The following is a 24,140-nucleotide window of genomic DNA, read 5'->3' on the forward strand; positions in this document are numbered from 1 at the left end:
CCGCGACCCGCCCGGCCCCGGCGGTACTCTCGGTGACAGCCAGCAGTGGTGCGACCGCCGGCCGAGTAGTAAACATGAGATCCGTTCGACTCGGAGGTCCACCATGCCCGCCGCACGCCTGCTCATCGGCCCCCTCCTGCGGCGGGTGGTCGGCACCCGGGCCACCGTCTGGGTGGAGACCAGCGGGCCCGCGGTGGTCACCGTCCGCACGGCCGACGGCGCCTCGGGCACCGCGCCCACCTTCTCCGCGTACGACCACCACTATGCCCTCGTCGTGGTGGAGGGGCTCACCCCGGACAGCGCCACCAGCTACCAGGTGCTGGTCGACGACGAGGTGGCCTGGCCGGTGCCGGACGGCGGCTTCCCGCCCAGCGTGATCCGCACCCGGGCCACCGACGACGCCGACCAGCCGGTCAAGCTGGTCTTCGGCTCCTGCCGGGAGACCACCCAGCACGCCACCGCGCGACGGCTGCCTCCGGACGCGCTCGACGCGTACGCCCGGCGGTTGATCGCCGACCCGGACCCGGCGCTCCTGCCGGACCTGCTGGTGCTGCTCGGTGACCAGGTGTACGCGGACATCACCTCCCCGACGGTGCGCAAGCTGCTCAAGCGGCGCCGGCGGCGGCCGAAGGACGCCCCGGTCGACCAGGTGGTCAGCTTCGACGAGTACACCAAGCTCTACCTGGAGTCCTGGCGGGACCCGGAGATCCGCTGGCTGTTCTCCACCGTGCCCAGCGCGATGATCTTCGACGACCACGAGGTGATCGACGACTGGAACACCTCGGAATCCTGGCGCGCCGACATGCGCCAGGAGTCGTGGTGGGCCGAGCGGATCCGCAGCGGGCTGGCGTCGTACTGGGTCTACCAGCACCTGGGCAACCTGTCACCGGACGAGATCGCCGAGGACCCGCTCTACGCCAAGGTGGTCACCGCGGGTGACGCCACCGACGTGCTGCGCGAGTTCGGCGAGCGGGTCGACGCCGAGGCCGACGAGCTGGCCGACCCGGCGGTGGGCGGTCGTCCCGTCCGCTCGGAGGTGCGCGCCCGCAGCTACCAGTGGAGCTACTCGCTGGACCTGGGCCGCACCCGGCTGGTGATGCTCGACAACCGGTGCAGCCGGGTGCTCGAGCCGGGCAACCGGGCGATGCTCCCGCCGGGCGAGTGGTCCTGGTTCACCGACCGGGCGCACGGCGTCTACGACCACCTGGTGGTCGGCTCGTCGCTGCCCTGGCTGCTGCCGCCGGGCATCCACCACGTCGAGGCGTGGAACGAGCGCCTCGCGGACTCGTCGCGGCCCTGGGTCTCCCGGCTGGGCGAGCGGATCCGGCGCGGCGCCGACCTGGAGCACTGGGGCGCCTTCCGGCAGTCGTTCGACGCGCTCGGGGCGCTGTTCGCCCGGCTCGGCAGCGGCCGGCCCGGCGAGTCCGGCGACCGGGTGGGGGCCGGTCCGGCGTACGCGCCACCGGCCTCGATCAGCGTGCTCTCCGGGGACGTGCACCACTCGTACGTGGCCCGGGCCAGGTTCGGCGACCCGGCGGTACGTACGCCGGTGCACCAGCTCACCTGTTCGCCGATCCACAATCAGGTGCCGGCCTTCATGCGCCCGCTGATGAAGCTGGGCTGGCATCCGGGGCCGGCCGGCGCGACCCGGGCGCTGGCCCGCTCGGCCGGCGTGCGCCGCCCCTCGGTGCGCTGGCAGAAGCTGGCCGGCCCGTACTTCGGCAACGCGGTGGCCACGCTGGAGCACCGGGGCCGGGGCGCCGAGGTGATGATCGAGGGCACTACCAGCGACGGCTTCCTGCGCGAGGTGGCCCGGCAGCGACTCGCCTCGGTGGACTGAGCCCCGCGCCGTACGCTCGGTGGCGTGGACGACCAACCGGAGACCATGCGCGCGGTGGAGCACGAGCTGACCGCGCTGCTGCGCCGCGGCCGGGCGCTGTCCTGGGAGATCGCCCGCGAGGTGCACCCCAACCTGGAGCCGAACGCGTACGGCCTGCTGCTCTGGCTGCGCCGCTCGGGGTCCATCCGGCTCACCGACCTGGCGGTCCGGTTGGGCATCGGCAAGGGCACGCTGAGCCGGCAGATCCGCGGCCTGGAGGGGCTGGGCCTGGTCCGCCGGGATCCGGACCCGGTGGACCGGCGGGCCGCCCAGCTCAGCCTGACCGAGGAGGGCACCCGCCGGTTCGACGCGGCGCGGGCCGCCCGGCTGGGGCAGATCCTGCGCACGATGGAGAGCTGGCCGCGCCGGGACGTGGAGGACTTCGCCCGGCTGCTGCACCGGTTCAACGAGACCTTCTGACCCACGCCGGCCGGAACCGGCCCGCGGGCCCGGAACACCGACCCCGCAGGCCCGGAATTCCGACCCGGGCGGCCCGGAATAGAGCCGCGTCACGTCCGGTTGTTGCTTGAGGCAACCAACCCTTACGGTTGCCTGAGGCACCCATTTCCGCACTTCTCCTCCGGAGGCAGCAACGATGACCCAGGCGACAGCGCCCACCCGGGCGACCGCCGTCGACATGACACACCGGCAGATCCTGGAGGCCCTCTCCGGCCTACTGCTGGGCATGTTCGTCGCGATCCTCTCCTCCACGGTCGTCTCCAACGCGCTGCCGCGGATCATCACCGAGCTGCACGGCGGCCAGTCCGCGTACACCTGGGTGGTCACCTCGACGCTGCTGGCCACCACCGCGACCACCCCGATCTGGGGCAAGCTCTCCGACCTGGCCAGCAAGAAGCTCCTGGTCCAGCTGGCGCTGTCGGTCTTCGTGCTGGGCTCGGTGCTGGCCGGGCTGTCCCATTCCACCGGGCAGCTGATCGCCTGCCGGGTGCTGCAGGGCGTCGGCGCCGGCGGGCTGACCGCGCTGGCCCAGGTGATCATGGCGACGATGATCGCCCCGCGCGAGCGCGGCCGGTACAGCGGCTACCTCGGCGCGGTGATGGCGGTCGGCACCATCGGCGGCCCGCTGATCGGCGGTGTGATCGTGGACACCGACTGGCTCGGCTGGCGCTGGTGCTTCTACGTCGGCGTGCCGTTCGCCATCCTCGCCCTGATCGTGCTGCAGAAGACCCTGCACCTGCCGGTGGTCAAGCGCGAGGCGAAGATCGACTGGTGGGGCGCCACCCTGATCACCGCGGCCGTCTCGGTGCTGCTGATCTGGGTCACCCTGGCCGGCGACAAGTACGACTGGATCTCCTGGCAGACGGCCGTGATGGTGGCCGGCGCGCTGGTGCTCGGCTGGGCCGCGATCCGGGTGGAGAACCGGGCCGCCGAGCCGATGATCCCGCCGCGGCTGTTCCGCAACCGCACCATCACCCTGGCCGTGGTCGCCAGCATCGGGGTCGGCGTGGGCATGTTCGGCGCGTCGGTCTTCCTCGGGCAGTACTTCCAGATCAGCCGGGGCGAGAGCCCGACCATGTCCGGGCTGATGACGCTGCCGATGATCGGCGGCCTGCTGGTCGCCTCCACCGTCGTCGGCCGGATCATCACCAACACCGGCCGCTGGAAGCGGTGGCTGGTGATCGGCTCGGCGCTGCTCACCGCCGGCTTCGCCACCATGGGCACGCTGCGTTACGACACCCCGTACTGGCAGATGAGCATCTACATGGCGCTGATCGGGCTCGGGCTGGGCATGACCATGCAGAACCTGGTGCTCGCCGTGCAAAACACCGTCGGCCCGCACGAGCTCGGCGCGGCCAGCTCGGTGGTCGCCTTCTTCCGCAGCCTCGGCGGTGCGATCGGCGTCTCCGCGCTCGGCGCGATCCTGGCCCACAAGGTCAAGCAGTACGTCGCCGACGGGCTCGCCGGCCTCGGCATCCCGGCCACCGGCGGCGGGGGCAACACCCTGCCGAACGTGCACACCCTGCCCGGCCCGATCCGGACCGTGGTGGAGAGCGCGTACGGCCACGGCGCCGGCGACATCTTCCTGGCCGCCACCCCGTTCGGGCTGATCGCCCTGATCGCGGTCTGCTTCATCAAGGAGATCCCGCTGCGCCTGCACAACAGCGACCCGGTCGTCGACCAGGTCGAGCAGGAGTCGACCGTCGCGACCGGCGGCGGGGCGGCGGTGGTCCGCACCGGGGTACGGAACTGACCGTGGACACGGTCGACCGCGAGGAGTACGGCCCGTCGGCCCGCCCGCTCCCCTTCGAGCGTGGCACCGACGGGCCGCGGGTGGTGCTGGTCGGGGTGGACGGCACCCGCACGTCGCTGCGCGCCGCCGCGTACGCCGCCGGGCTGGCCCGACGGCAGGGCTCCGGGCTGGTGGTGGTCTACGTCAGCAGCCCCACGCCGTACGCCGGCATGATCTCCGGGGTGGTCGCCGGCGCGGTGCAGCAGACCCACGACGAGCTCGCCGCCGACCTGCGCCAGGAGTGCCGGCGCGGGGCCGAGGAGCTGGACCTGCCGATCACCTTCCTGTGCCGGCGCGGCGACGCGTACGCCGAGCTGCGCCGGACCGCCGACGAGACCCGGGCGGACCTGGTCGTGGTCGGCTCGTCCGAGCAGGCCGGGCACCGGCTGGTCGGCTCGGTCGCCACCCGCCTGGTCCGCACCGGCCGCTGGCCGGTCGTCGTGGTGCCCTGAGGAAATCGATCGCGGGGTGTCAGTCGTGCCGGGCAGGATGCCCGGCATGACCTGGAGAGCACCCGAGATCACCCGCACCACCGAGCCCATCGCCGGCGACGAACGCGCCATGCTGGAGGGCTGGCTCGACTACCACCGTGACACCCTGCTGCACAAGTGCGCCGGCCTGACCGGCGACCAGCTGAAGACCCCCAGCGTCGACCCGTCCGGGCTGACCCTGCTCGGCCTGGTCCGGCACATGGCCGGGGTGGAGCGCTGGTGGTTCCGCATCCGCGCCGTCGACCAGGACGTGCCGGTCCTCTACGACGACCCGGAGGACGAGGACGCGGACTTCAACGCCCTGGTCGACGCGGACCCGGAATCCGACTTCGCCACCTTCACCGCCGAGGTGGCCGCAGCCCGGGAGGCCGTCGCCGGTCTCCCGCTGGAGCAGGTCCTGCGCCGACCGCGCCTCGACGGCACGCCCGAGCACCGGAACCTGCGCTGGGCCTACCTGCACATGATCGAGGAGTACGCCCGGCACAACGGCCACGCCGACCTGCTCCGCGAACGCCTCGACGGCGTCACCGGCGACTGACGCCGAGGCCCACCGGCGTTCGTCGGGGTGGCCCCGCCCCGGCCAGCGGGGGTGCCGGGCCCCTTCCTGCCACGCTACGAACGTGATGTCGTCGACGAATCGCTGCCCTGCACGTCGGGAGGGCGATGCATCCCCGTCATCACGTTCGTAGCGCCCGCAGACCGCTGCGGGGGCGGACCGGTGGACGCCGACGACTATGCCGCAGTCGTCCGAAGTGCCGCCCGCAGGTAGCGCAGGTCCCCCGGGCCGGCCCAGCGGTGCGCCGACAGCCCGGCCACCCGGGCACCGGCGACGGCCCGGGCCTCGTCGTCCACGAACAGGACCCGCGCCGGTGGGGTCTTGAGCGCCTCGCAGGCCGCCTCGAAGTACTCCTTGGCCGGCTTGTGCACGCCGATCACCGAGGAGTTGACGATCACGTCCAGCTCGCCCACCAGCCCCAGCTCGGCGAGGTCCGCGTCGAGCACGTCGGTGGCGTTGGTGCCCAGCCCGACCCGTACGCCGGCCGCCCGGGCCTCCCGGACGAAGTCCAGCACGTCCGGGTCGATCTCGCCCCGGTAGCGCTGCCACTCGTCCACGGCGGCGCGGGCCCGCTCGTGACTGCCCAGCGACGGGGCCAGCGCCTCGGCCACGCTGGTCATCCACTCGGCGTGGCTGACCTCGCCGGTGAGCACCGGCCGGAGCAGCCCCCACGACATGGCGATCTCGTCGAGGATTCCCGCGGAGAGCCCGTACTTCCGCTCCACGCCAGCGGCGACCGCCGGGTCCCAACGGCGCAGCACGCCGTCGAAGTCGAGCAGGAGCGCCGTCGGCCGTTCCCGTGCCACTACTGATTCTCCTCGCCGCGGCCAGGCCGCTCGTCGTCGGCGGCCCGGTTGAGCCGCTGGCTGATCACCTGGGTCACCCCGGCGCGCATGGTCACGCCGTAGAGCGCGTCGGCGACCTCCATGGTCCGCTTCTGGTGGGTGATGACGATCAGCTGACTCTTCTCGCGCAACTGTGCCAGCAGGGTGATCAGTCTGCCCAGGTTCACGTCGTCGAGCGCCGCCTCGACCTCGTCCATGATGTAGAACGGGCTGGGCCGGGCGCGGAAGATCGCCACCAGCATGGCCACCGCGGTCAGCGAGCGCTCGCCGCCGGAGAGCAGCGACAACCGCTTGATCTTCTTGCCCGGCGGCCGGGCCTCGACCTCGACGCCGGTGGTGAGCAGGTCATCCGGGTCGGTGAGGATCAGCCGGCCCTCGCCACCCGGGAAGAGCACGGTGAACACCTGCTCGAACTCCCGGGCGGTGTCGGCGAACGCGCTGGCGAACACCTCCAGGATCCGCTCGTCCACGTCCTTGACCACGGTGAGCAGGTCCCGCCGGGTGGCTTTCAGGTCCTCCAGCTGCTCGGAGAGGAACTTGAAGCGCTCCTCCAGCGCGGCGAACTCCTCCAGCGCCAGCGGGTTGACCTTGCCGAGCAGGGCCAGCTCGCGTTCCGCCTTGGCGGCCCGTTTCTCCTGCACCGGGCGCTCGTAGCGGACCGGCTCGGGCACCGGCAGGCCGTCCTTCTCCGCCGCCGCGACGTCCACCGGGGTGGGCGGGACGAGCTGGGTCGGGCCGTACTCGGCGACCAGGGTCTCCACGTCCAGCCCGAAGTCCTCGGCGGCCTTCGCCTCCAGCTGCTCGATCCGCAGCCGCTGCTCGGCCCGGGCCACCTCGTCCCGGTGCACCTGGCCGGTGAGCCGCTCCAGCTCCGCGCCGAGCCGCTTGGCCGCGCCGCGTACCTCCTGCAGCTCGGCCTCGCGGGCGGCGCGTTCCCGCGCCACGGCGTCGCGGTGCTCCTCGGCCGCGGCGATCGAGCCGGTGAGCCGGGTGAGCGCCTCGCGGGCGCCGCCGACCACCGCGCGGGCGATCGCCGCGCCCCGGGTGCGGGCCGCACGCCGGGCCGCGGCCCGTTCCCGGGCCGCCCGTTCCGCGGTCGCCTGCCTGGCCAGCGAGTCGGCCCGACCGGCGATCGAGGCCACCCGCTCCTCGGCGGTACGCACCGCCAGCCGGACCTCCATTTCGTTCTGCCGGGCCTGCGGCACGGTCGCGGCGAGCTGGTCCCGCTCCTCGGTGGACGGCTCGGCGTCGATCGGGGTGTCCTCGGCCAGCCGCAGCCGCTCCTCCAGCTCGGCCAGGGCGAGCAGGTCGCGTTCCCGGGCCGCCTCGGCGCGGGACCGGGACTCGCCCAGCCGGTCGGTCTCCGCCTTCGCCGAGCGGGCCGCCGCGCCCAGCTCGGCGAGCCGGCGGGCGGCGGCGTTACGGTGGCTCTCCGCCTCCCGCTTGGCGGCGGCGGCGTGCTGCACGGCCTCCTTGGCGGCGGCCACCTCGCCCCGGGCGTCGACCAGCTGCTCGCGCAGCTCGGCGCCGGCCCGCTCGGCGGCGAGCCGGTTGGTGCGGGCCTCCTCGACGGCCGCCTGCACCTCCAGATAGCTGGGCGCCTTGGCCGACCCACCGGCCGCCGCGTACGCCCCGACGACGTCCCCCTCCGGGGTGACCGCGCGCAGCTCCGGGTTGCCGGCGACCAGCTCGGCGGCGGCGGCGAGCGAGTCGACCAGCGCCACGTCGCGCAGCGCCCGGTGCACGGCCGGCCGCAGCTCGGCGGAGCACTCGACCAGGTCGGGTGCCCAGCGGGCGCCCTCGGGCAGCTTCGGGCGCAGCGCGTCGGCCGAACCGGTCATGCCCGGGCCGGCGGGGCTGCCCACCAGCAGGCCGGCCCGCCCGGCGTCGGAGATCTTCAGCAGCCGCATCGCCTCGACGGCCTCGTCCACCCCGCTGACGGCCACCGCGTCGGCGAGCCCGCCCAGCGCGGCGGCGAGCGCCGCCTCGTGGCCGGGCGCGACGGTGAGCAGGCCGGCCAGGCTGCCGAGCAGCCCGGGCACCTCGCCCGCCCGGGCCAGCAGCGCGCCGGCGCCGTCCTTGCGGCGCAGCCCGAGCGCGAGCGCCTCCTCGCGGGCCTTCCAGGTGGCCGCGTCCTTCTCGGCGGCCCGCTCGGCGTCGGCCAGGGAACGCACCCCGGCCTGGGCCCGTTCCTGGACGGCGACCGCCTCGGCGTGCCGCTCGTCGAGGTCAGCGTTGTCCCGGTCCGCCTCGGTGGACTGCTCGGCCACCGCGTCCAGCTCCGCCTGGGCGTGCTCGGCGCGGCCCAGCGCGTCGGCGTGCGCGGCGGCGAGCCGTTCCAGCTCTTCGCCGGCGCTGGTGGTGCGGGCCCGGGCGGAGTTGACCTGGCCGGTGAGCCGGGCCAGTCCCTCCCGGCGGTCGGCGATGGCCTTGGCGGCGGCGACCAGCTGCCGCTCGGCGGCGGCGAGCTGGCGCTCCAGCTCCTGCCGGTGCTCGACGGCCTCGGCCAGCCGGATCTGGTCGTCGGTGAGCGCCGCGCGCAGCTCCTCCTCCTGCTCGCGGACCCGGCGCGACTCGGCCTCCAGCTGGTCCGGGTCCCGGCCGGGGCGCTCGTCGTCACCGGGGGCGCTCAGGTGCCGCAGCCGCTCCCGGGCCAGCTGCTCGATCGAGCGGAACCGCTCCTGCAGGGCGGAGAGCTTGTACCAGGTGTCCTGGGCGGCGGCGAGCAGCGGCGCATCCTCGGCCAGCGCCGCCTCCAGCTCGGCCAGCCGGGCCTGCACCTCGGTGTGCTCGCCCTCGATCAGCTCGCGCCGCTCGCGCAGCGCGGTCTCGTCGGCGATCTCCTTGTCCAGCGTCGCGCGCAGGGTGGCCAGGTCGTCGGCGAGCAGCCGCAGCCGGGCGTCGCGCAGGTTGGCCTGGATGGCGGCGGCGCGGCGGGCCACCTCGGCCTGCCGGCCCAGCGGCTTGAGCTGGCGGCGCAGCTCGGCGGTGAGGTCGGTCAGCCGGTTGAGGTTCACCTGCATCGCGTCGAGCTTCCGCAGCGCCTTCTCCTTGCGCTTGCGGTGCTTGAGGACGCCTGCCGCCTCCTCGATGAACGACCGCCGGTCCTCCGGCTTGGCGTGCAGCATGCCGTCGAGGCGGCCCTGCCCGACGATGATGTGCATCTCCCGGCCGATGCCGGAGTCGGAGAGCAGCTCCTGGATGTCGAGCAGGCGGCAGGAGTCGCCGTTGATCTCGTACTCGCTCTCGCCGGAGCGGAACATCCGGCGGGTGATGGAGACCTCGGTGTACTCGATCGGCAGCGCGCCGTCGGTGTTGTCGATGGTGAGGGTGACCTCGGCCCGACCCAGCGGCGCCCGGCCGGCGGTGCCGGCGAAGATGACGTCCTCCATCTTGCCGCCGCGCAGCGCCTTGGCGCCCTGCTCGCCCAGCACCCAGGCGATGGCGTCGACGACGTTGGACTTGCCCGAGCCGTTCGGGCCGACCACGCAGGTGATCCCCGGCTCCAGCTTGAGCGTCGTCGCGGAGGCGAAGGACTTGAACCCCTTCACCGTCAGGCTCTTGAGATGCAACCTTCTCGATCCTCGTCCGGTGGCCGCCGCAGGCGTCGCGGGCTGCGCGGACCTGGCTAACCCGCAGACTAACCCGTTGCCGGCGGCCGGTCGGCACGCGACCCGCCCCGCGCCAGGAGGGATCACCGGCGGCTATGGCGGCGGGACGACCGGGCGGCGCCGTTTCGCGCCCGTTCCGCAGCGGCTCGCGCAAGATCGCGAAATTGCGGCGGCGATATGTGGCGGACAGAGCTGCGCGCCGGCACTTTAAGTGTCGGCGCGCGTTTTCTTGGTGGTGCGATTCAGTTTTCCGACGCTGAAGATCAGGTGAGCGCGGGCTCGGCCAGCCGCAGGAGGTCGTCCGCCTCCGCCGCCGCCGCCGCGAGCCGATCATTGTCGGCACGCAGACGCGTGATCTCGAACTCCAGTGCCTGAACCCTGGCACGCAGTCGGGTGACCTCGTCGAGCAGACGCCGGTCGGGCGCCGCTCCCACGTGGCCGTACAGGGCCTTAGCCATGCTGACTCCTTGATATGCGCTGCCGGAAAGGCCGGCCAACGCGCGCCCATTAGTGTTCGCGGCTGCCCACCCGCCGTTATGCGGGCATGACCGGGCGCGACTGGCGACACCTATATATTGAGCCGAGAACCCCTCCTTCGTCAAGTTGTCGCAGGCCGTAGATCATCTCTACGTCTTCCCTGTCCCACTTGCCGGGGGGCCGCAAGGCTCGGACACGCTCTGTCCGGACTCCTTAACTGTACGCCCCGGAATGTGCGTACGGTCACCTCGCGAGTCCAACTCGCCTTAACTCTTCCTTAGCCACGTTGCCGCAGTTCAACGGGCACCCGTACCGTCACTGCGGCCCGCAACCGACCCCGTGGAGGCGACAGGCGTGTACGGCTGGACCGACCCGAACGAGCAGGACGACGCCGCCCGGCAGGACCGGCCGGTCGACGAGCGGCCCTCCTGGCTGCGCGACCGCCCCGAGCCCCGCTCGGCGTACCTGTTCGGCGACGAGCCGGACGCGGCCCGGCAGCCGGGGCGGGACGGGTGGACCGACGCGCCGACCGGCCGCTTCGAGCCGTCCCCGTCCGCCCAGGACGCCGCGCACCCCGCCGAGCCCGCCGGGTACGCCGAGCGGACCGGGTACGCCGAGCAGAACGGTTACGCGGAGCCGGCCGGGTACGCCGAGCCCGCCTGGCACGACGACCGGCCCGGGTACGCGGAGCAGGCCGGATACCCGGAGCAGACCCACTACGCGGAGCACCCGTACGCCGGGCGCGCCTCGTACGCGGACGCCCCCTACCAGCCGTACGGGGACCGGACCGCGGTCACCCCGCCGGTGGACCGGGACGCCACCCGGTACGTGCCGACAGTCTCCCCGTTCGCCCTCGGCGAGCGCGCCGACGCCCGGGCAGGCGAGGACGAGCGACGCCGCCGGCTCCCCCGCCCGCTGCTGATCGGCGGCGCCGCCGCAGCGGCCACCCTGGTGGTCAGCCTGGGCATCGGCGCGCTGGTGCTGCCCGGCGGCGGCGACGACACCGACCGGACCGGGTACGACGGCACGGTCGCCGAGGCGCCCGTGGTGCCGCCGGCCGTGGACGGCGCCACCACCGACACCGCCTCGCCGACCGCCTCCCCGACGGCGTCGCCGAGCGCGTCGCCCAGCGCCTCGCCGACCACCGCCAAGCCGTCCCCCCGGCCGAGCCGCACCCAGGCGCCCGCGCCGCGGCGGACCACCGAGGCGCCGTCCCGCCGGAGCACGCAGCGGGAGCGCACCACCCCGGCCACCACCGGCGGCGGCGCCACCGCGCTCAGCGCCGGGATGAGCAGCCAGGCCCGGCAGGTCGTCGACCTGGTCAACGCCGAGCGGGCCAGGGCCGGCTGCGGCGCGCTCAAGGTGAACGACAAGCTCACGCTGGCCGCCCAGCGGCACAGCCAGGACCAGGCCGACCACCGCACCATGACGCACACCGGCAGCGACGGCAGCGACGCCGGCCAGCGGCTGGACCGGGTGGGCTACTCCTGGCGCACCTACGGCGAGAACGTCGCGTGGAACCAGCAGACCCCGGCCGCGGTGATGGACGCCTGGATGAACAGCCCCGGCCACCGGGCCAACATCCTCAACTGCGCCTTCACCGAGATCGGTGTCGGCGTGGCCAGCAGCAACGGGCCGTACTGGACCCAGGACTTCGCCGCCCCGCGCTGACCCTCGCACCTCCCCACGCCGCCCCTCGCCGCCGACGCCCACCGCGTCGTCGGCGGGGGGCGGTCGTTTGTCCCGGGTAGAGGCGGGCGGCGACGGCGCCGGCCCCGGACCGGGGAGCTGCCGATGCGGATCCGGCTGCCAGCGCGGCGCAACGGGCCACGGCGCCCCGCACCGGCCGGGCCGCCGATCGACGCCCGCGAGGCAGGATCGGCCGAGGCCGCGACGGCGCCCCGCCAGGCGGGACGGAGCCGGACGGGTCGGCGGGCGCGGGTCGGCCCGGGCCACGGCGCCCGACGGGGAGGGGTCCGCCGGGCGGTGCCGGCCGCCGTCGCGGTCGTCCTGCTGATCCCGGTGTACGGCTGCCGCACCCCGGTCGTCCCGCCGGGCGCCCCGACGCCCTGGCCGGCGGCATCCGCGCACCGCTGGCAGTGGCAGTGGCAGCTGAGCGGGCCGATCGACACCACGGTCGACGCCGACGTCTTCCTGCTCGACCCGGTACGCGTCACCGCGGCGGAGACCTCCGCGCTGCGGGCCCGGGACCGCCGGCTGATCTGCCAGGTGCAGGTCGGCTCGTTCGCGGCGGGCGACCCGGACGCCACCCGCTTCCCGGCGGCGGTACGCGGCACCCCCGCCCGCCGGCCGCAGAGCCGCTGGCTGGACGTGCGCCGGTGGGACGCGCTCGAACCGGTGCTGGCCGACCGGTTCCGGCTCTGCCGGGGCAAGGGCTTCGGCTCGGTGGCGCTGGCCGACGCCGACGGGTACGCCCACCGCACCGGCTTCGGGCTGACCTTCGACGACCAACTGCTGTTCAACCGGCGGCTGGCCGCCCTGGCCCGCTCGCTCGACCTGTCCCCCGGGCTGATGAACGACGTGGGCCAGGTGGCCGCGCTGGCACCGGACTTCGACTTCGCGGTCGACGAGGAGTGCGTACGGCTGCGGCAGTGCGCGAAGCTGACGCCGTTCGCCGACGCCGACAAGCCGGTGTTCCACGTGGAGTACGCCGGCGCGACCGCCCGGTTCTGCGTGACCACGCTCGGATACGGCTTCTCGTCGATCCGCAAGACCCGGGACCTGTCGGCCTGGCGGGAGAGTTGCCGGCTGACCTGAGGGAGGCTGTCCGCGTACCCCCCGGGGTGGCCGGGGCCGAACCCGACGCCGCCCCGGCCGGCGGGCGGCGGGGCGGCGTCGGGTCGGGCCGGGGTCAGCCGGCGGCGGCGTCGGTGGCCGGCGCGGGGGTCCCGGCACCGCGCTGGCGCGGCACGTCGGCGTGCTCGGCCGACAGCGGGGTGGCCAGGTCCTCCAGCGACTTGCCCTCGGCCTTGACGCCGAGCACCAGCTCGACGATGCCGCCGATGATCATGACGGTGGCGCCGATCACGAAGGCGAGCACGGTGTCGCCGACCTGCCCGGTGCCGACCAGCTTCGAGAACAGCAGCGGGCCGGTGATGCCACCGGCGGCGGTGCCGATCGCGTAGAAGAACGCGATGGCCATCGCCCGGGTCTCCATCGGGAAGATCTCGCTGACCGTGAGGTAGGCCGCGCTGGCCCCGGCGGAGGCGAAGAAGAGCACCACGCACCAGCAGGCGGTCATCGTGGTCGCGCTGAGCACGCCGGTGTGGAACAGCCAGGCGGTGCCGAGCAGCAGCACCCCGGAGACGATGTACGACCCGGCGATCATCGGCACCCGGCCGACCGAGTCGAACAGCCGGCCCAGCAGCAGCGGGCCGAGCAGGTTGCCGACCGCGATCACCGCGAAGTAGTAGCCGCTGTTGCCCGGCGGGACCTTGAAGAAGGTCTCCAGGATCTGGGCGAAGCCGAAGGTGATCGCGTTGTAGAGGAACGCCTGCCCGATGAAGAGCGAGAAGCCGAGGATCGCGCGCTTCGGGTAGCGGGCGAACAGCGTCCTGGCGATCTCCAGGAAGTTGGTGCTGCGGCGCTGCTTGATCTCGATGTAGCTGTCGGCCTCCGACAGCTCCTTGCCGGTCTCCCGCTTGACCTCGGCCTCGACCGAGTCGACCAGGTGGTTCGCCTCGTCGGCCCGGCCGTGGATGAACAGCCAGCGTGGACTCTCCGGCACGTGCCGGCGGACCAGCAGGATCACCACGCCCAGCACCGCGCCGAGGCCGAACGCGACCCGCCAGCCGACGTTGGTGGGCAGGCCGTTGAGCAGCGGGACGGTCAGCAGCGCGCCCATCGCGGCGCCCAGCCAGAAGGTGCCGTTGATGATGATGTCGATCCGGCCGCGGTGCCGGGCCGGGATCAGCTCGTCGATCGCCGAGTTGATCGCCGCGTACTCGCCGCCGATGCCCATGCCGGTGAGGAACCGGAACAGGAAGAACCACCAGGTGTCGAAGGAGAGCGCGGTCATCGCCGTGGCGACCAGGTAGACGCCCAGGGTCAGGATGAACAGCTTCTTGCGGCCGAACCGGTCGGTCAACCAGCCGAACAGCAGCGCGCCGACGCAGGCGCCGGCCACGTAGAGCGCCGCGGCCAGGCCGGTGACCTGGCTCTGGGTGATGCTCAGGCCGCTGCCCGGCTCGGCGAGCTTGCCGGAGAGGTTGCCGACGATGGTCACCTCGAGGCCGTCGAGGATCCACACGGTGCCCAGACCGATGACGATCATCCAGTGCCAGCGGGACCAGGGCAGCCGGTCCAGCCGGGCGGGCACGTTGGTGCGTACGGTGCCGATCTGCGCGTCGGCGCTCATGGCGCGCTCCGGCGGGGTGTGGGGGTGACCGGGGCGCGGCGACGGGCCCCGGGGGTCAGCTGTTCATCCATGGCGGCCCAGATGCCCAGCCCACCAGCCGATTAATCCTCCGGAAACACCCAGGGTGCCGTTTTTCACCGGCTGCCAGCTTGTTGCCAGCAGCACCCTGCTACGCGCGCACGCGCGCGGGCCCGGACCATCGCCGGTCCGGGCCCGCGTCGGCCCCTCGTCAGCGAGCGCCGACCAGCTCCGGGGCGGGCGCCGGCGGGTCGGCCGGCCCGGCCGCGGGTCGGGGCCGCAGGAACTTCGGCGCCCACCAGTTCGCGTCGCCCAGCAGGGTCATCAGCGACGGCAGCACCACCGCGCGGATGATCGTGGCGTCCAGCAGGATCGCCGCGGCCAGCCCGACACCGAGCTGCTTCATGTCGATGGTGCTCAGCGAGGCGAAGATCGAGAACACCCCGACCATCACGATCGCCGCGCTGGTCACCACCCCCGCCGACGAGGTGATGCCGTACGCCACCGCGTCCCGGTTGGTCATCCCGGCCCGGATCCCCTCGCGGATCCGGCTGACCACGAACACGTGGTAGTCCATGGAGAGCCCGAACAGCACCACGAACAGGAACAGCGGCAGCCAGGAGACGATCGCGCCCATCGAGGTGAAGCCGAGCAGGTCGTCCGCCCAGCCACCCTGGAACACCAGCACCAGCAGCCCGTACGCGGCACCGGCGGAGAGCAGGTTGAGCACGATCGAGGTGAGCGCGACCACCACCGAGCGGAACGTCCAGGTCATCACCAGGAAGGTCAGCGCCAGCACGAACGCCATCACGATCGGCAGCTTCTCCTCGATGTGCTGCGCGTAGTCCTCGCTGCCGGCCACGCCGCCGCCGACCGCGTACTCGACGCCGGGGATGCCGCGCATCGCCGCCGGGAGCAGGTCGTCGCGCAGCTCGTGCAGCGAGCGCGCCGCCCGCTCGTCCCGGCTGGCGTACGGGGTGGCGACCTCCAGCACCGACACCCGGCGGTCCGCCGACACCTGGATCTTCGGGCCGTCCCCCTCGACCGGGGCGAACAGCGGGTCGGCACCGGCCCGGCCGGCCAGCCCGGTCAGCGCCACCCGCACCCGGTCGGCCTGCTCGGCGGGCGCCCGGACGGCCACCCGGTGGGTGGTGCCGGTGCTCGGGAAGGCGGCGGTGAGCCGGTCGTACGCCTGCATGGCCGGCGTGGTGCGCGGCAGGTCCTCCATGCCGGGGAACTTCAGCTTCATGCCGAGCGCCGGCGCGGCCAGGGCGAGCAGCAGACCCACCGAGATCACCAGGGTGGCCAGCGGGGCCTTCAACGCCGGGCGCAGCACGGCGGGCCAGAACCGCGGCCCCGCCGGCTGGCCGTGCCGGCCGGCGCGCGGGGCGGTGAGCCGCCACAGCAGCGGCACCCGGGGCCGGTCGACCCAGCGGCCCAGCTTGGCCAGCAGCGCCGGCAGCACGGTGAGCGAGCCGGTGACGGCGACCGCGACCACCAGGATCGAGCCGACCGCGAGCGACGAGAAGACCGCGTCGTTGGCCAGCAGCAGCCCGGCCATCGAGATGATCACCGCGAAGCCGGAGACGACCACGGCGTGCCCGGAGGTCTCCGCGGCGATCTCCACCGCGTCCAGCCCGGCCCGCCCCTTGGCCCGTTCCTCCCGTTCCCGGCGAACGTAGAACAGCGAGTAGTCGACCCCGACGGCCATGCCGATCAGCAGGATCACGCTGGCCGTGGTGTCGGTCGCCGGCACCAGGTGCGAGGCGAGGGTGGACAGGCCCATCGCGGCGGCCACCGAGGAGAGCGCCAGCAGCACCGGCACGCCCGCGGCGATCAGCGCGCCGAACGCGACGATCAGGATGGCCAGGGTGACCGGGAGGCTGAGCAGCTCGGCCCGCTTGAAGTCCTTGCCGAGGGTGTCGTCGAGCGCCTTGTTCACCGACGGGCCGCCGACCTGCTCGACCCGCAGCTGCGGGTGCGCCGCCTGGACGCCGGCGGTGGCGTCCTGCAGCGGCTGGAGCCGGTCCGAGGCGGTCTTCGGGTCGCCCGACATGGTGATCGGCACCAGCAGCGCGCCGCCGTCGTGGGACGGCACCGGCGCCCCCACCGAGGCCACCCCGGTCAGCTGGCGCAGCCGCTGGGTGGCGTCCGTCGCCGCGGCCCGCGCCGCACCCTGGTCGAGGGTCCCGGCCCGCGGGGTGATCAGGATGTTCTCCACCGCCGGGTCGTCGAAGTTCCCCTCGGTGACGATCACGTCGGCCCGGCCGGACTCACCGATCGCCAGGTCGGCATCGGTGGCCTCCTTGAGGCCGGCCGCGTTGCCGCCGACGAAGCACACCGCCACGAACACCACCCACAGCGCGATCGCGCGCCACGGGTGCTCGGCGCTCCACCGCGCCAGCCGCACGGTCACCGGTCTCCTGCCCATCACGGGTCCCCCTCCAGACATCGGCCCCCTGCCGACGCTGCTGACGCTAGGGAGAACGGCGACCGTGGACATCGGGGAACGGCCCCGGCTCGTCCCGGACCCGCCGGACGGCGTCCGTCCGGCGCCGACCCGGTCGACCAAGCGGGCAAGAGGCCCGAAAGCCGGCGCTTTCCCGGGGTACGGCCGGAGCGGCGCGGGTCGGCACACCGGCGCAACCCCGAACCTCGCTCAGGGTCATCCCCTCAGGGCGCCCCGGGGTCGCGGCTGACAGCGCGGGCAGCTGTACGACGACCGGTTCATGAACGCCTCCCGCCGGATCGGCGCGCCGCACCGCCGGCAGGGCTCGCCCTCCCGCCCGTACACGTTCAGCGACCGGTCGAAGTAGCCGCTCTCGCCGTTGACGTTGACGTAGAGGGCGTCGAAGCTGGTGCCGCCCTCCTTGATCGCCGCGCCGAGCACGTCCCGGACGTGCCCGAGCAGCCGGCCGGCGGCCGGGCCGGTGAGCGCGTCGGTCGGCCGCGCGCCGTGCAGCTTCGCCCGCCAGAGCGCCTCGTCGGCGTAGATGTTGCCCACCCCGGAAAGCAGGGTCTGGTCCAGCAGCGCCCGCTTCACCTCGGTGCGCCGCCGGCGCAGCGCGGCCACGAAGTCGGCGTCGGAGAACTCCGGGTCCATCGGGTCGCGGGCGATGTGCGCGATCTCCGCCGGCAGCTCGGCGCCGCCCTCGCTGACCGACAGCCCGCCGAACGTGCGCTGGTCAACGAAGCGCAGCTGCGGCCCGTCGTCGGCGAACCGGAACCGGACCCGCAGGTGCAGCTCGTCGGCCGCCTCGGCCGGCTGCATCAGCAGCTGCCCGGACATGCCGAGGTGGCCGATCAGCGCGTCCCCACTGTCCAGCGGGAGCCAGAGGTACTTGCCGCGCCGCCGGACGTCGGTCACCGTACGGCCGGCCAGCAGGTCGGCGAAGTGCGCCGGACCGGGCAGGTGCCGGCGGACGGCGCGCGGGTGGCGTACCTCCACGGTGGAGATCCGGCGGCCGGTGACCCACTGGGCCAGCCCCTGCCGGACGGTCTCCACCTCGGGCAGCTCAGGCACGGCCCAGCCCCGCCTCCTGCTCCGCCGGCGCCTCCCGCTCGCCCTGCCCGGCCTGCCCGTTCTGCCCGGCCTGGGCGTCCCGCTCAGCCTGTGCGTCCCGCTCTGCCTGCGCTGCCGTGGCTTCCTGCTCGGCCTGGGCGTCCCGCTCGGCCTGCTCGGTCAGCTCGCGCCAGGCCGACTCGGCGGCCCGCTGCTCGGCCTCCTTCTTGCTGCGCCCCTCGGCGCCGCCGTACCGGTTGCCGGCCACCACCACCCAGGCGGTGAACGTCTTGAGGTGGTCCGGGCCGGCGCCCTCGATCCGGTACTCGGGCACCCCCAGCCCCAGCGCGGCGGTCAGCTCCTGCAGGCTGGTCTTCCAGTCCAGCGCGGCGCCCCGACCGGCGGACTCGGCCATCAGCGGGTCGAACAGCCGGTGGATGACGATCGCCGCGGTGTCCAGGCCGTACTGCAGGTAGATCGCGCCGAGCAGCGCCTCCAGGGTGTCGGCCAGGATGCTGGCCTTGTCCCGGCCGCCGGTGCTCTCCTCGCCCTTGCCCAGCAGCAGGTACGCGCCGAGCCCGTCCGGGCCGAGGCCGCGGGCCACGTCGGCCAGCGCGCGCATGTTGACCACGCTGGCCCGCAGCTTGGCCAGCTGCCCCTCGGGCAGGTCCGGGTGGTTGCGGAAGAGCGCCGTGGTGATCACCACGCCGAGCACCGAGTCGCCGAGGAACTCCAGGCGCTCGTTGGTCGGCAGCCCGCCGTTCTCGTACGCGTACGAGCGGTGGGTGAGCGCGCGCTCCAGCAGCTCGGAATCGAGCGTCACGCCGAACGCCTCCTCCAGGTGCCCGATCGGAGCCCGCCGCCGTCTGTCGTTCGTCATGCCGTTACCTCGCTACTCGCGACTGCGAGGCTCCGCAGCCCACTCCTCGCACTCATCATGATCTCTTCGTTCGCGACGGCCGGGATCACGTGCGGATCCCGCTGTCGGTGCTGTCCGTGCTGTCGCCGAGCGGAAGATCCGTCGGGGCGTCCTCGAGTAGGGCGCGGACCTGGTCGACGGCGCGCCGCCGCCACAGGTGGGCGGCGAGCGCGATGCCGGAGGCGACGTCCGGCCCCGCCGCCGCGCCGTGGCAGACCACCACCGTCCCGGCCACGCCGAGCAGGGCGGCCGCCCGGGGAGCGCCGCCGCCCGCAGCCGGCCCACCGGCCATCGCGTACGCCCCCTCGATCGCCTTGAGCAGCACGTTACCGGTGAACCCGTCGGTGACCACCACGTCGGCGCGCGCGCCGACGCAGACGTCGTACCCCTCGACCAGGCCGACGTAGCGGGCGTCGCAGGGCAGCGGCACGGCGGCCAGCAGCGGATCGGCGGCCCGGCGGGGCCGGTCCCCCTTGCCCGGCTCGGTGCCGACCGACAGCAGCCCGATCCGGGGCGCCGCGACGGCGTGCGCGACGGCCGCGTAAGCGGCGCCGAGCAGGGCGTTGCGGACCAGGGTGGTGGGGCGGGGTTCCAGCGAGCCGCCGACGTCGAGCAGCACCACCGGGCCGGCGACCGCGGGCAGGGTGGCGACCAGCGCGGGCCGGCGGACGTCAATCCAGCGGCCGAGCCCGAGCGCGGCGGCGGAGACGGTGGCGCCGGTCGAGCCGGCGGAGACGAGGGCGTCGGCGGTGCCGTCCCGCAGGGCGGCCACCGCCGCGCGGACGGTGCTGTCGGCGCGGGGCGCGTGCTGGGCGGCGCCGGCGCCGGCGCGGACCGGGCGGACCGTGATCCGGGCGCGCTGCACCGGGGTCAGGGCGTGCACCACCGCGGCCGCGACCTCGGTCGGGCCGACGAGCAGCAGGTGCAGGTCGGGGTCGGTTCGCACGGCCCGCAGAGCGCCGTCAACCACGACGGCGGGAGCGTCGTCCCCGCCGAGGAGGTCAACGGCGATCCGCGCGATGCCCGGCTCCCTCGCCGCGGCGGCCGGGGTGGGCCGGCCGTCGGCGGTGGGAGCCGGGGCACCGGGGGATCGCCTGGGTGTGCGCGCCGCCCGACCCGGGGTCGGGGGCGTCACTGGGCGTCCAGGTCAGACCTCGAGAACCTGGCGGCCGTTGTACGTGCCGCAGACGGAGCACGCCGCGTGCGGCAGCTTGGGGGACTTGCACTGCGGGCAGGCCACGGTCGCCACCACGGCCGCCTTCCAGTTCGCCCGGCGGGACCGGGTGTTGCTGCGCGACATCTTGCGCTTCGGGACGGCCACGGTTCCTACTCCTCTGTACGGTTCAGTTGCGACAGGCTCGCCCAACGCGAGTCGATCTGCTGGTGACTGTGGTCGGCCGGCAGATCGTCCCAGTGCACCCCACACTCGGGGCACAGGCCTGGGCAGTCCTCCCGGCAGAGCGGGTTGGTCGGCAGCTTGAGCACCACCGCGTCCCGCAGCGCCGGCTCCAGGTCGATCAGATCGTCCTGCATCCGGCCCACCTCGTCCTCGTCGGTGGTCTCGTCCGTGGTGCTGTTCGCGTACGCGTACAGCTCCTGGACGTTCACCACCAACGAGTCGTTGATCTCGCGCAGGCACCGCCCGCACTCGCCCTGGACGGGACCGCTGACGGTCCCTGAGACGAGCACGCCCTCGGACACCGACTCCAACCTCAGGTCGAGGTCGAGGTCCGCGCCCTCCGGCACGCCGATCATCTCCACGCCGAGGTCCGCCGGTGCCGGCACGACCCGCTTCACGGTACGCAACGCACCAGGGCGACGCGGCAGGTCCCTCGTGTCGAGGACCAGCGGCGCCCTGGGGTTGAGTGATGAAGACGAGTGCTTGGGCATAGTCAGACTCCGGCCGGTGAGAGGCCGACAAAAGAGGTTACCTGGACGGCCGCCCGATCGTCGAACCGGGGGCGTCGTCCGGCCTGCCTGTCGGCGGGTGAGGTGCCGCTGTCGGCGGTGGGTGCCGCCGTCGGCGGTGAGGCGCCGCTCAGAAGGGTAGCGGGCGTTCCGCCTCGTCCCCACCGAAGGTGCCGATCTCCCGCAGCGCGTGCATCTTGTCCCGGCCGCGCTCTATCGAGGCCAGGGCCCGGGTGAGGAACTGCTCGAAGTTGGCCAGCGCGGTGTCGACGTAGTCGTCGACCTCGTCCCGCAGCCGCTGCGCCTCGGCCCGGGCCTCGGCGATGATCCGGGCGCCCTCGTGCTCGGCGGAGACGGTGATCTCGTTCACCGAGACCAGGCGGGCGTGTTCCGCCTCACCCTCGCTGATGATCCGGTCGGCCTCCCGCTTGCCGGCCTCCATGATCTTGTCCCGCTCCTCCAGCAGGGCGGCGGCGCGGCGCAGGTCGGCGGGGAGGTCGGCGCGCATCTCGTCCAGGGCCGCGATCATCTCGCCCCGGTCGACCATGCAGTTGTTCCGCGACATGGGCACGGAGCGGGCCTGCTCCACCATGGCGATCAGTTCGTCGATGCGATCGAGCGGGTCCACCGGTACCTCACTCCTGTCGTCCGTCGGCCGACCTCCATGATGCGGGTTACGGCCGGGTCCCCGCTGTAGACATCATGTCTCGCCCGGTCGAACGACTCCCCCACCACCCCGGCGCGGCGCGTCGCGGTCAGTCTCCCGCGGTCGGGCCCAGCCTGGCCTGCAGCGCCTCGCGGACCCGCTCCGGGACGTACGAGGAGATGTCGCCGCCCCACTTGGCCACGTCCTTGACCAGGCTGGAGGAGAGGAAGGAGTAGAGCGGGTTGGTCGGCATGAAGAGCGTCTCGACGCCGGCCAGGCCGATGTTCATCTGGGCCATCTGCAGCTCGTAGTCGAAGTCGCTGACCGCGCGCAGGCCCTTGATCAACACGCTGGCGTCCTGCGCGCGGCAGAAGTCCACCAGCAGGCCGCGGAACGACTCGACCCGGACGTTCGGGTACGAGGCGGTCACCTCGCGGAGCATCTCGATCCGCTCCTCGACGGTGAACAGGCCACTCTTGGACTGGTTCACCAGCACGCCCACGATCACCTCGTCGAAGAGCCGGCTGGCCCGTCCCACGATGTCGAGGTGTCCGTTGGTGACCGGATCGAACGAGCCGGGACACACCGCACGTCTCATGATCGGCGACCGTACCAAAGGGTGGTCTCGCCGTACCGCCGGCTGCGCTCGGCAGTGACACCCTCCACCCAGTGGACCGGGCCGGTGCGGCTGGACCGCTCCACCACCACCAGGGCGTCCGCGGCCAGCCAGCCGCCGTCGACCAGCGCGGCCAGCATCGCGGTGATCTCCTCGTCCGGTACGGCGTACGGCGGGTCGGCGAAGACCACGTCGTACGCCTCCTCACCGGGACCGCTCGCGAGCACGGTGGCCACCTTGCCGGTGACCAGCCGGGCGGCGGGCGCGGCCCGCAGCGTGGCGATGTTCTCCCGGAGCACCCGCGCGGCCCGGGCGTCCGACTCGACCAGCAGCACGTGCCCGGCGCCCCGGGACAGCGCCTCCAGCCCGACCGCACCGGAGCCGGCGTAGAGGTCGGCGAAGCGCGCGCCGGTGAGATCGACCTCGGCCTGGATCGCGCTGAACAACGCCTCGCGGACCCGGTCGGAGGTGGGCCGGGTGCCGGCGCCCGGCGGCGCGGCGATCCGCCGCCCGCCCAACGTCCCGGCCACGATCCGGGTCACGGCTGCCCCCTGTGCATGCCCCGACGCTACGCGACCGCCCGCTGGCTCACGCGACGGCGACCCATGATCTCTCCGCACCGATTCGATTACTTCTCGTATATGTAAGATCACGAATCAGCAACATCACCCTTAGGGCTTACTGAGGGCTGTAACTCATCGGGAGGGATCGCTAAGGTCTGCCGGGTGTTGGGCGTGGTGTGTGTCCTTCCGTCCGCCTACCCCTTCCTCCGGTTCCCCTAAACAGGAGTAGACGTGAGTCGTCTGAACTTCCGGCGTGCCACCGCTGTGGCCGCCGGTACGCTGCTCGGCCTGGCGGGCATCGCCTTCGCCGCCTCCCCGGCCAGCGCCCACCACTCCATCGTGTCCGGTACGGCGTGCGAGCTGAAGTCCGGCGACCTCCGGGTCGACTGGACGGTGGCGAACAGCGAGCGCGACCTCGCCGGCAAGATCACCTCGATCTGGACGCCGTCCGCGACCGAGATCACCGGGATCGCCGCCGGTGCCGACCTGCCCAAGGCGACCGACGGTGAGCTGCACGGCCAGCAGATCGTCACCAAGGGCAACGAGGCGGAGCTGAAGGTCAGCGCCGAGTGGTACCGCGACGGTCGGCAGATCAAGAACACCGCCACCGGCACGGCGAACCTGACCGGCCCGTGCGAGAAGGAACCGGAGCCGACCCCCACGGCCACCACCCCGGCGCCGACGCCGACCACGGAGCCGACGCCCACCACGGAGCCCAGCCCCACCGTGGAGCCGTCCCCGAGCGTCACCGCCGAGCCCAGCAGCCCGGCGCCGACGACCACCCCTCCCACCTCGCCTTCGCCGACCCCGCAGCCCAGCGAGCCGACCGGCCCGCTGGTGCCGGAGAAGCCGAACGCCCCGGCCTTCGAGATCATCTCAAGCTGCGACGCGCTGACCGTGACCGCCGACAACCCGGCCGACGGCATCGCCCTGACGATCGTCTTCACCACCGAGAAGGGTGAGTCGAAGAAGCTCGAGCTGGTCCCCGGCAAGAAGACCGAGGTCTCCTTCGAGGCGTACGAGGGCCTGACCATCACCCCGAGCGTCGAGGGCGAGCAGGGTGACGCGAAGGACGCCGTCTCCTGGACCAAGCCGGACGACTGCGAGGGTCAGGGCGGTGGCCTGCCGGTCACCGGCGCCGCCACCGCCGGCATCGCCGGTGTCGCCGTGCTGCTGCTCGGCGCGGGTGCGGTGCTCTTCGTGATCGCCCGCCGTCGTCGGGTCCGCTTCACCGCCTGATCAACGGCATCAGCTCCACCGAGGGCGCGTCGACCGACCGGTCGGCGCGCCCTCGCCGTGTCGACGGGGCAGGACGGACGGTCAATTCGGTTCACCCCCATTCGAACCCCGACCCCTGGCTGAGCCACATCCGCGGTGAGCGTGGCCGCGGTGAGCGTGGCCGCGGTGAGCGTGGCCGCGGTGAGCGTGGCCGCGGTGAGCGTGGCCGCGGTGAGCGTGGCCGCGGTGAGCGTGGCCGCGG

The 24,140-nt window shown here is 73.5% G+C and carries 21 protein-coding genes; 8 read left to right on the forward strand and 13 right to left on the reverse strand.

The window, feature by feature from the left end:
- The first annotated feature begins 103 nt into the window (after window positions 1–103).
- The 5 genes from ACFY3U_RS01320 to ACFY3U_RS01340 all read left to right on the forward strand — a co-directional run bounded on the left by ACFY3U_RS01320 (window position 104) and on the right by ACFY3U_RS01340 (window position 5,159).
- Window positions 104–1,840 (forward strand): alkaline phosphatase D family protein, encoded by a 1,737-nt coding sequence (locus ACFY3U_RS01320; RefSeq protein ID WP_387192946.1) that lies wholly within the window; start codon window positions 104–106, stop codon window positions 1,838–1,840.
- A gap of 24 nt (window positions 1,841–1,864) precedes the next feature.
- Window positions 1,865–2,299 carry a MarR family winged helix-turn-helix transcriptional regulator gene (locus ACFY3U_RS01325; RefSeq protein ID WP_387192948.1) on the forward strand — a complete coding sequence of 145 codons (435 nt, stop codon included), beginning with the start codon at window positions 1,865–1,867 and terminating at the stop codon, window positions 2,297–2,299.
- Between the two features lie 175 nt (window positions 2,300–2,474).
- A complete protein-coding gene (locus ACFY3U_RS01330) occupies window positions 2,475–4,091 on the forward strand; it encodes an MDR family MFS transporter (RefSeq protein WP_387192950.1) in 1,617 nt (538 codons plus the stop codon).
- Window positions 4,092–4,093: 2 nt separating this feature from the next.
- A complete protein-coding gene (locus tag ACFY3U_RS01335) occupies window positions 4,094–4,582 on the forward strand; it encodes a universal stress protein (protein ID WP_387192953.1) in 489 nt (162 codons plus the stop codon).
- Between the two features lie 46 nt (window positions 4,583–4,628).
- On the forward strand, window positions 4,629–5,159 hold the full coding sequence (locus ACFY3U_RS01340) for a DinB family protein (RefSeq protein WP_387192956.1): 531 nt from the start codon (window positions 4,629–4,631) through the stop codon (window positions 5,157–5,159).
- Window positions 5,160–5,353: 194 nt separating this feature from the next.
- Here ACFY3U_RS01340 and ACFY3U_RS01345 read toward each other — a convergent pair whose 3' ends face one another.
- The 3 genes from ACFY3U_RS01345 to ACFY3U_RS01355 form a co-directional block, all read right to left on the reverse strand.
- On the reverse strand, window positions 5,354–5,983 hold the full coding sequence (locus ACFY3U_RS01345; RefSeq protein ID WP_387192959.1) for an HAD family hydrolase: 630 nt from the start codon (window positions 5,981–5,983) through the stop codon (window positions 5,354–5,356).
- On the reverse strand, window positions 5,983–9,594 hold the full coding sequence (gene smc, locus ACFY3U_RS01350; RefSeq protein WP_387192962.1) for a chromosome segregation protein SMC: 3,612 nt from the start codon (window positions 9,592–9,594) through the stop codon (window positions 5,983–5,985). The genes ACFY3U_RS01345 and smc overlap by 1 nt, the downstream gene beginning before the upstream one ends.
- Before the next feature lie 302 nt (window positions 9,595–9,896).
- Window positions 9,897–10,091: a hypothetical protein gene (locus ACFY3U_RS01355; protein ID WP_007456482.1), complete on the reverse strand. Its 195-nt coding sequence runs from the start codon at window positions 10,089–10,091 to the stop codon at window positions 9,897–9,899.
- 373 nt (window positions 10,092–10,464) lie between these two features.
- Between ACFY3U_RS01355 and ACFY3U_RS01360 the strand changes: the two genes are divergently transcribed.
- Together ACFY3U_RS01360 and ACFY3U_RS01365 are read left to right on the forward strand one after the other, a co-directional pair.
- On the forward strand, window positions 10,465–11,781 hold the full coding sequence (locus ACFY3U_RS01360; protein ID WP_387192965.1) for a CAP domain-containing protein: 1,317 nt from the start codon (window positions 10,465–10,467) through the stop codon (window positions 11,779–11,781).
- A gap of 315 nt (window positions 11,782–12,096) precedes the next feature.
- Window positions 12,097–12,888: an endo alpha-1,4 polygalactosaminidase gene (locus ACFY3U_RS01365; protein WP_387192967.1), complete on the forward strand. Its 792-nt coding sequence runs from the start codon at window positions 12,097–12,099 to the stop codon at window positions 12,886–12,888.
- 94 nt (window positions 12,889–12,982) lie between these two features.
- Here the strand turns inward: ACFY3U_RS01365 and ACFY3U_RS01370 are convergent, their stop codons facing one another.
- The 10 genes from ACFY3U_RS01370 to rsmD all read right to left on the reverse strand — a co-directional run bounded on the left by ACFY3U_RS01370 (window position 12,983) and on the right by rsmD (window position 22,639).
- The gene (locus ACFY3U_RS01370) at window positions 12,983–14,488 is read right to left on the reverse strand and encodes an MFS transporter (protein ID WP_387192969.1); all 1,506 of its coding nucleotides are present in this window, start codon (window positions 14,486–14,488) and stop codon (window positions 12,983–12,985) included.
- A gap of 229 nt (window positions 14,489–14,717) precedes the next feature.
- Complete coding sequence (locus ACFY3U_RS01375) at window positions 14,718–16,937, reverse strand: MMPL family transporter (protein WP_387192972.1); 2,220 nt, start codon at window positions 16,935–16,937, stop codon at window positions 14,718–14,720.
- 234 nt (window positions 16,938–17,171) lie between these two features.
- The gene (gene mutM / locus ACFY3U_RS01380) at window positions 17,172–18,029 is read right to left on the reverse strand and encodes a bifunctional DNA-formamidopyrimidine glycosylase/DNA-(apurinic or apyrimidinic site) lyase (protein WP_387192975.1); all 858 of its coding nucleotides are present in this window, start codon (window positions 18,027–18,029) and stop codon (window positions 17,172–17,174) included.
- The gene (gene rnc, locus ACFY3U_RS01385; protein WP_387192978.1) at window positions 18,022–18,888 is read right to left on the reverse strand and encodes a ribonuclease III; all 867 of its coding nucleotides are present in this window, start codon (window positions 18,886–18,888) and stop codon (window positions 18,022–18,024) included. Before rnc ends, mutM begins: the two co-directional genes overlap by 8 nt.
- 85 nt (window positions 18,889–18,973) lie before the next feature.
- Complete coding sequence (locus ACFY3U_RS01390) at window positions 18,974–19,948, reverse strand: phosphate acyltransferase PlsX (protein WP_387194105.1); 975 nt, start codon at window positions 19,946–19,948, stop codon at window positions 18,974–18,976.
- A 126-nt stretch (window positions 19,949–20,074) separates the two neighbouring features.
- Complete coding sequence (rpmF, locus tag ACFY3U_RS01395; RefSeq protein ID WP_088646032.1) at window positions 20,075–20,248, reverse strand: 50S ribosomal protein L32; 174 nt, start codon at window positions 20,246–20,248, stop codon at window positions 20,075–20,077.
- Window positions 20,249–20,253: 5 nt separating this feature from the next.
- Entirely contained in the window at window positions 20,254–20,817 is a 564-nt protein-coding gene (locus ACFY3U_RS01400) for a YceD family protein (RefSeq protein WP_387192981.1), read from the reverse strand.
- Between the two features lie 148 nt (window positions 20,818–20,965).
- Window positions 20,966–21,463, reverse strand: coding sequence for a hypothetical protein (locus tag ACFY3U_RS01405; protein ID WP_387192984.1), 498 nt, complete (start codon window positions 21,461–21,463; stop codon window positions 20,966–20,968).
- A 127-nt stretch (window positions 21,464–21,590) separates the two neighbouring features.
- Window positions 21,591–22,079: a pantetheine-phosphate adenylyltransferase gene (coaD, locus tag ACFY3U_RS01410; RefSeq protein ID WP_387192987.1), complete on the reverse strand. Its 489-nt coding sequence runs from the start codon at window positions 22,077–22,079 to the stop codon at window positions 21,591–21,593.
- Entirely contained in the window at window positions 22,076–22,639 is a 564-nt protein-coding gene (gene rsmD, locus ACFY3U_RS01415; RefSeq protein WP_387192990.1) for a 16S rRNA (guanine(966)-N(2))-methyltransferase RsmD, read from the reverse strand. The genes coaD and rsmD overlap by 4 nt, the downstream gene beginning before the upstream one ends.
- Window positions 22,640–22,891: 252 nt before the next feature.
- On the opposite strand from rsmD, the gene ACFY3U_RS01420 reads away from it, so the two are divergent.
- On the forward strand, window positions 22,892–23,899 hold the full coding sequence (locus ACFY3U_RS01420) for a cell wall anchor protein (protein ID WP_387192993.1): 1,008 nt from the start codon (window positions 22,892–22,894) through the stop codon (window positions 23,897–23,899).
- Window positions 23,900–24,140: the final 241 nt, after the last annotated feature.

Origin of the sequence: Micromonospora sp. NPDC000089 (assembly GCF_042899365.1) — a bacterium.
Taxonomy (GTDB): Bacteria; Actinomycetota; Actinomycetes; order Mycobacteriales; family Micromonosporaceae; genus Micromonospora.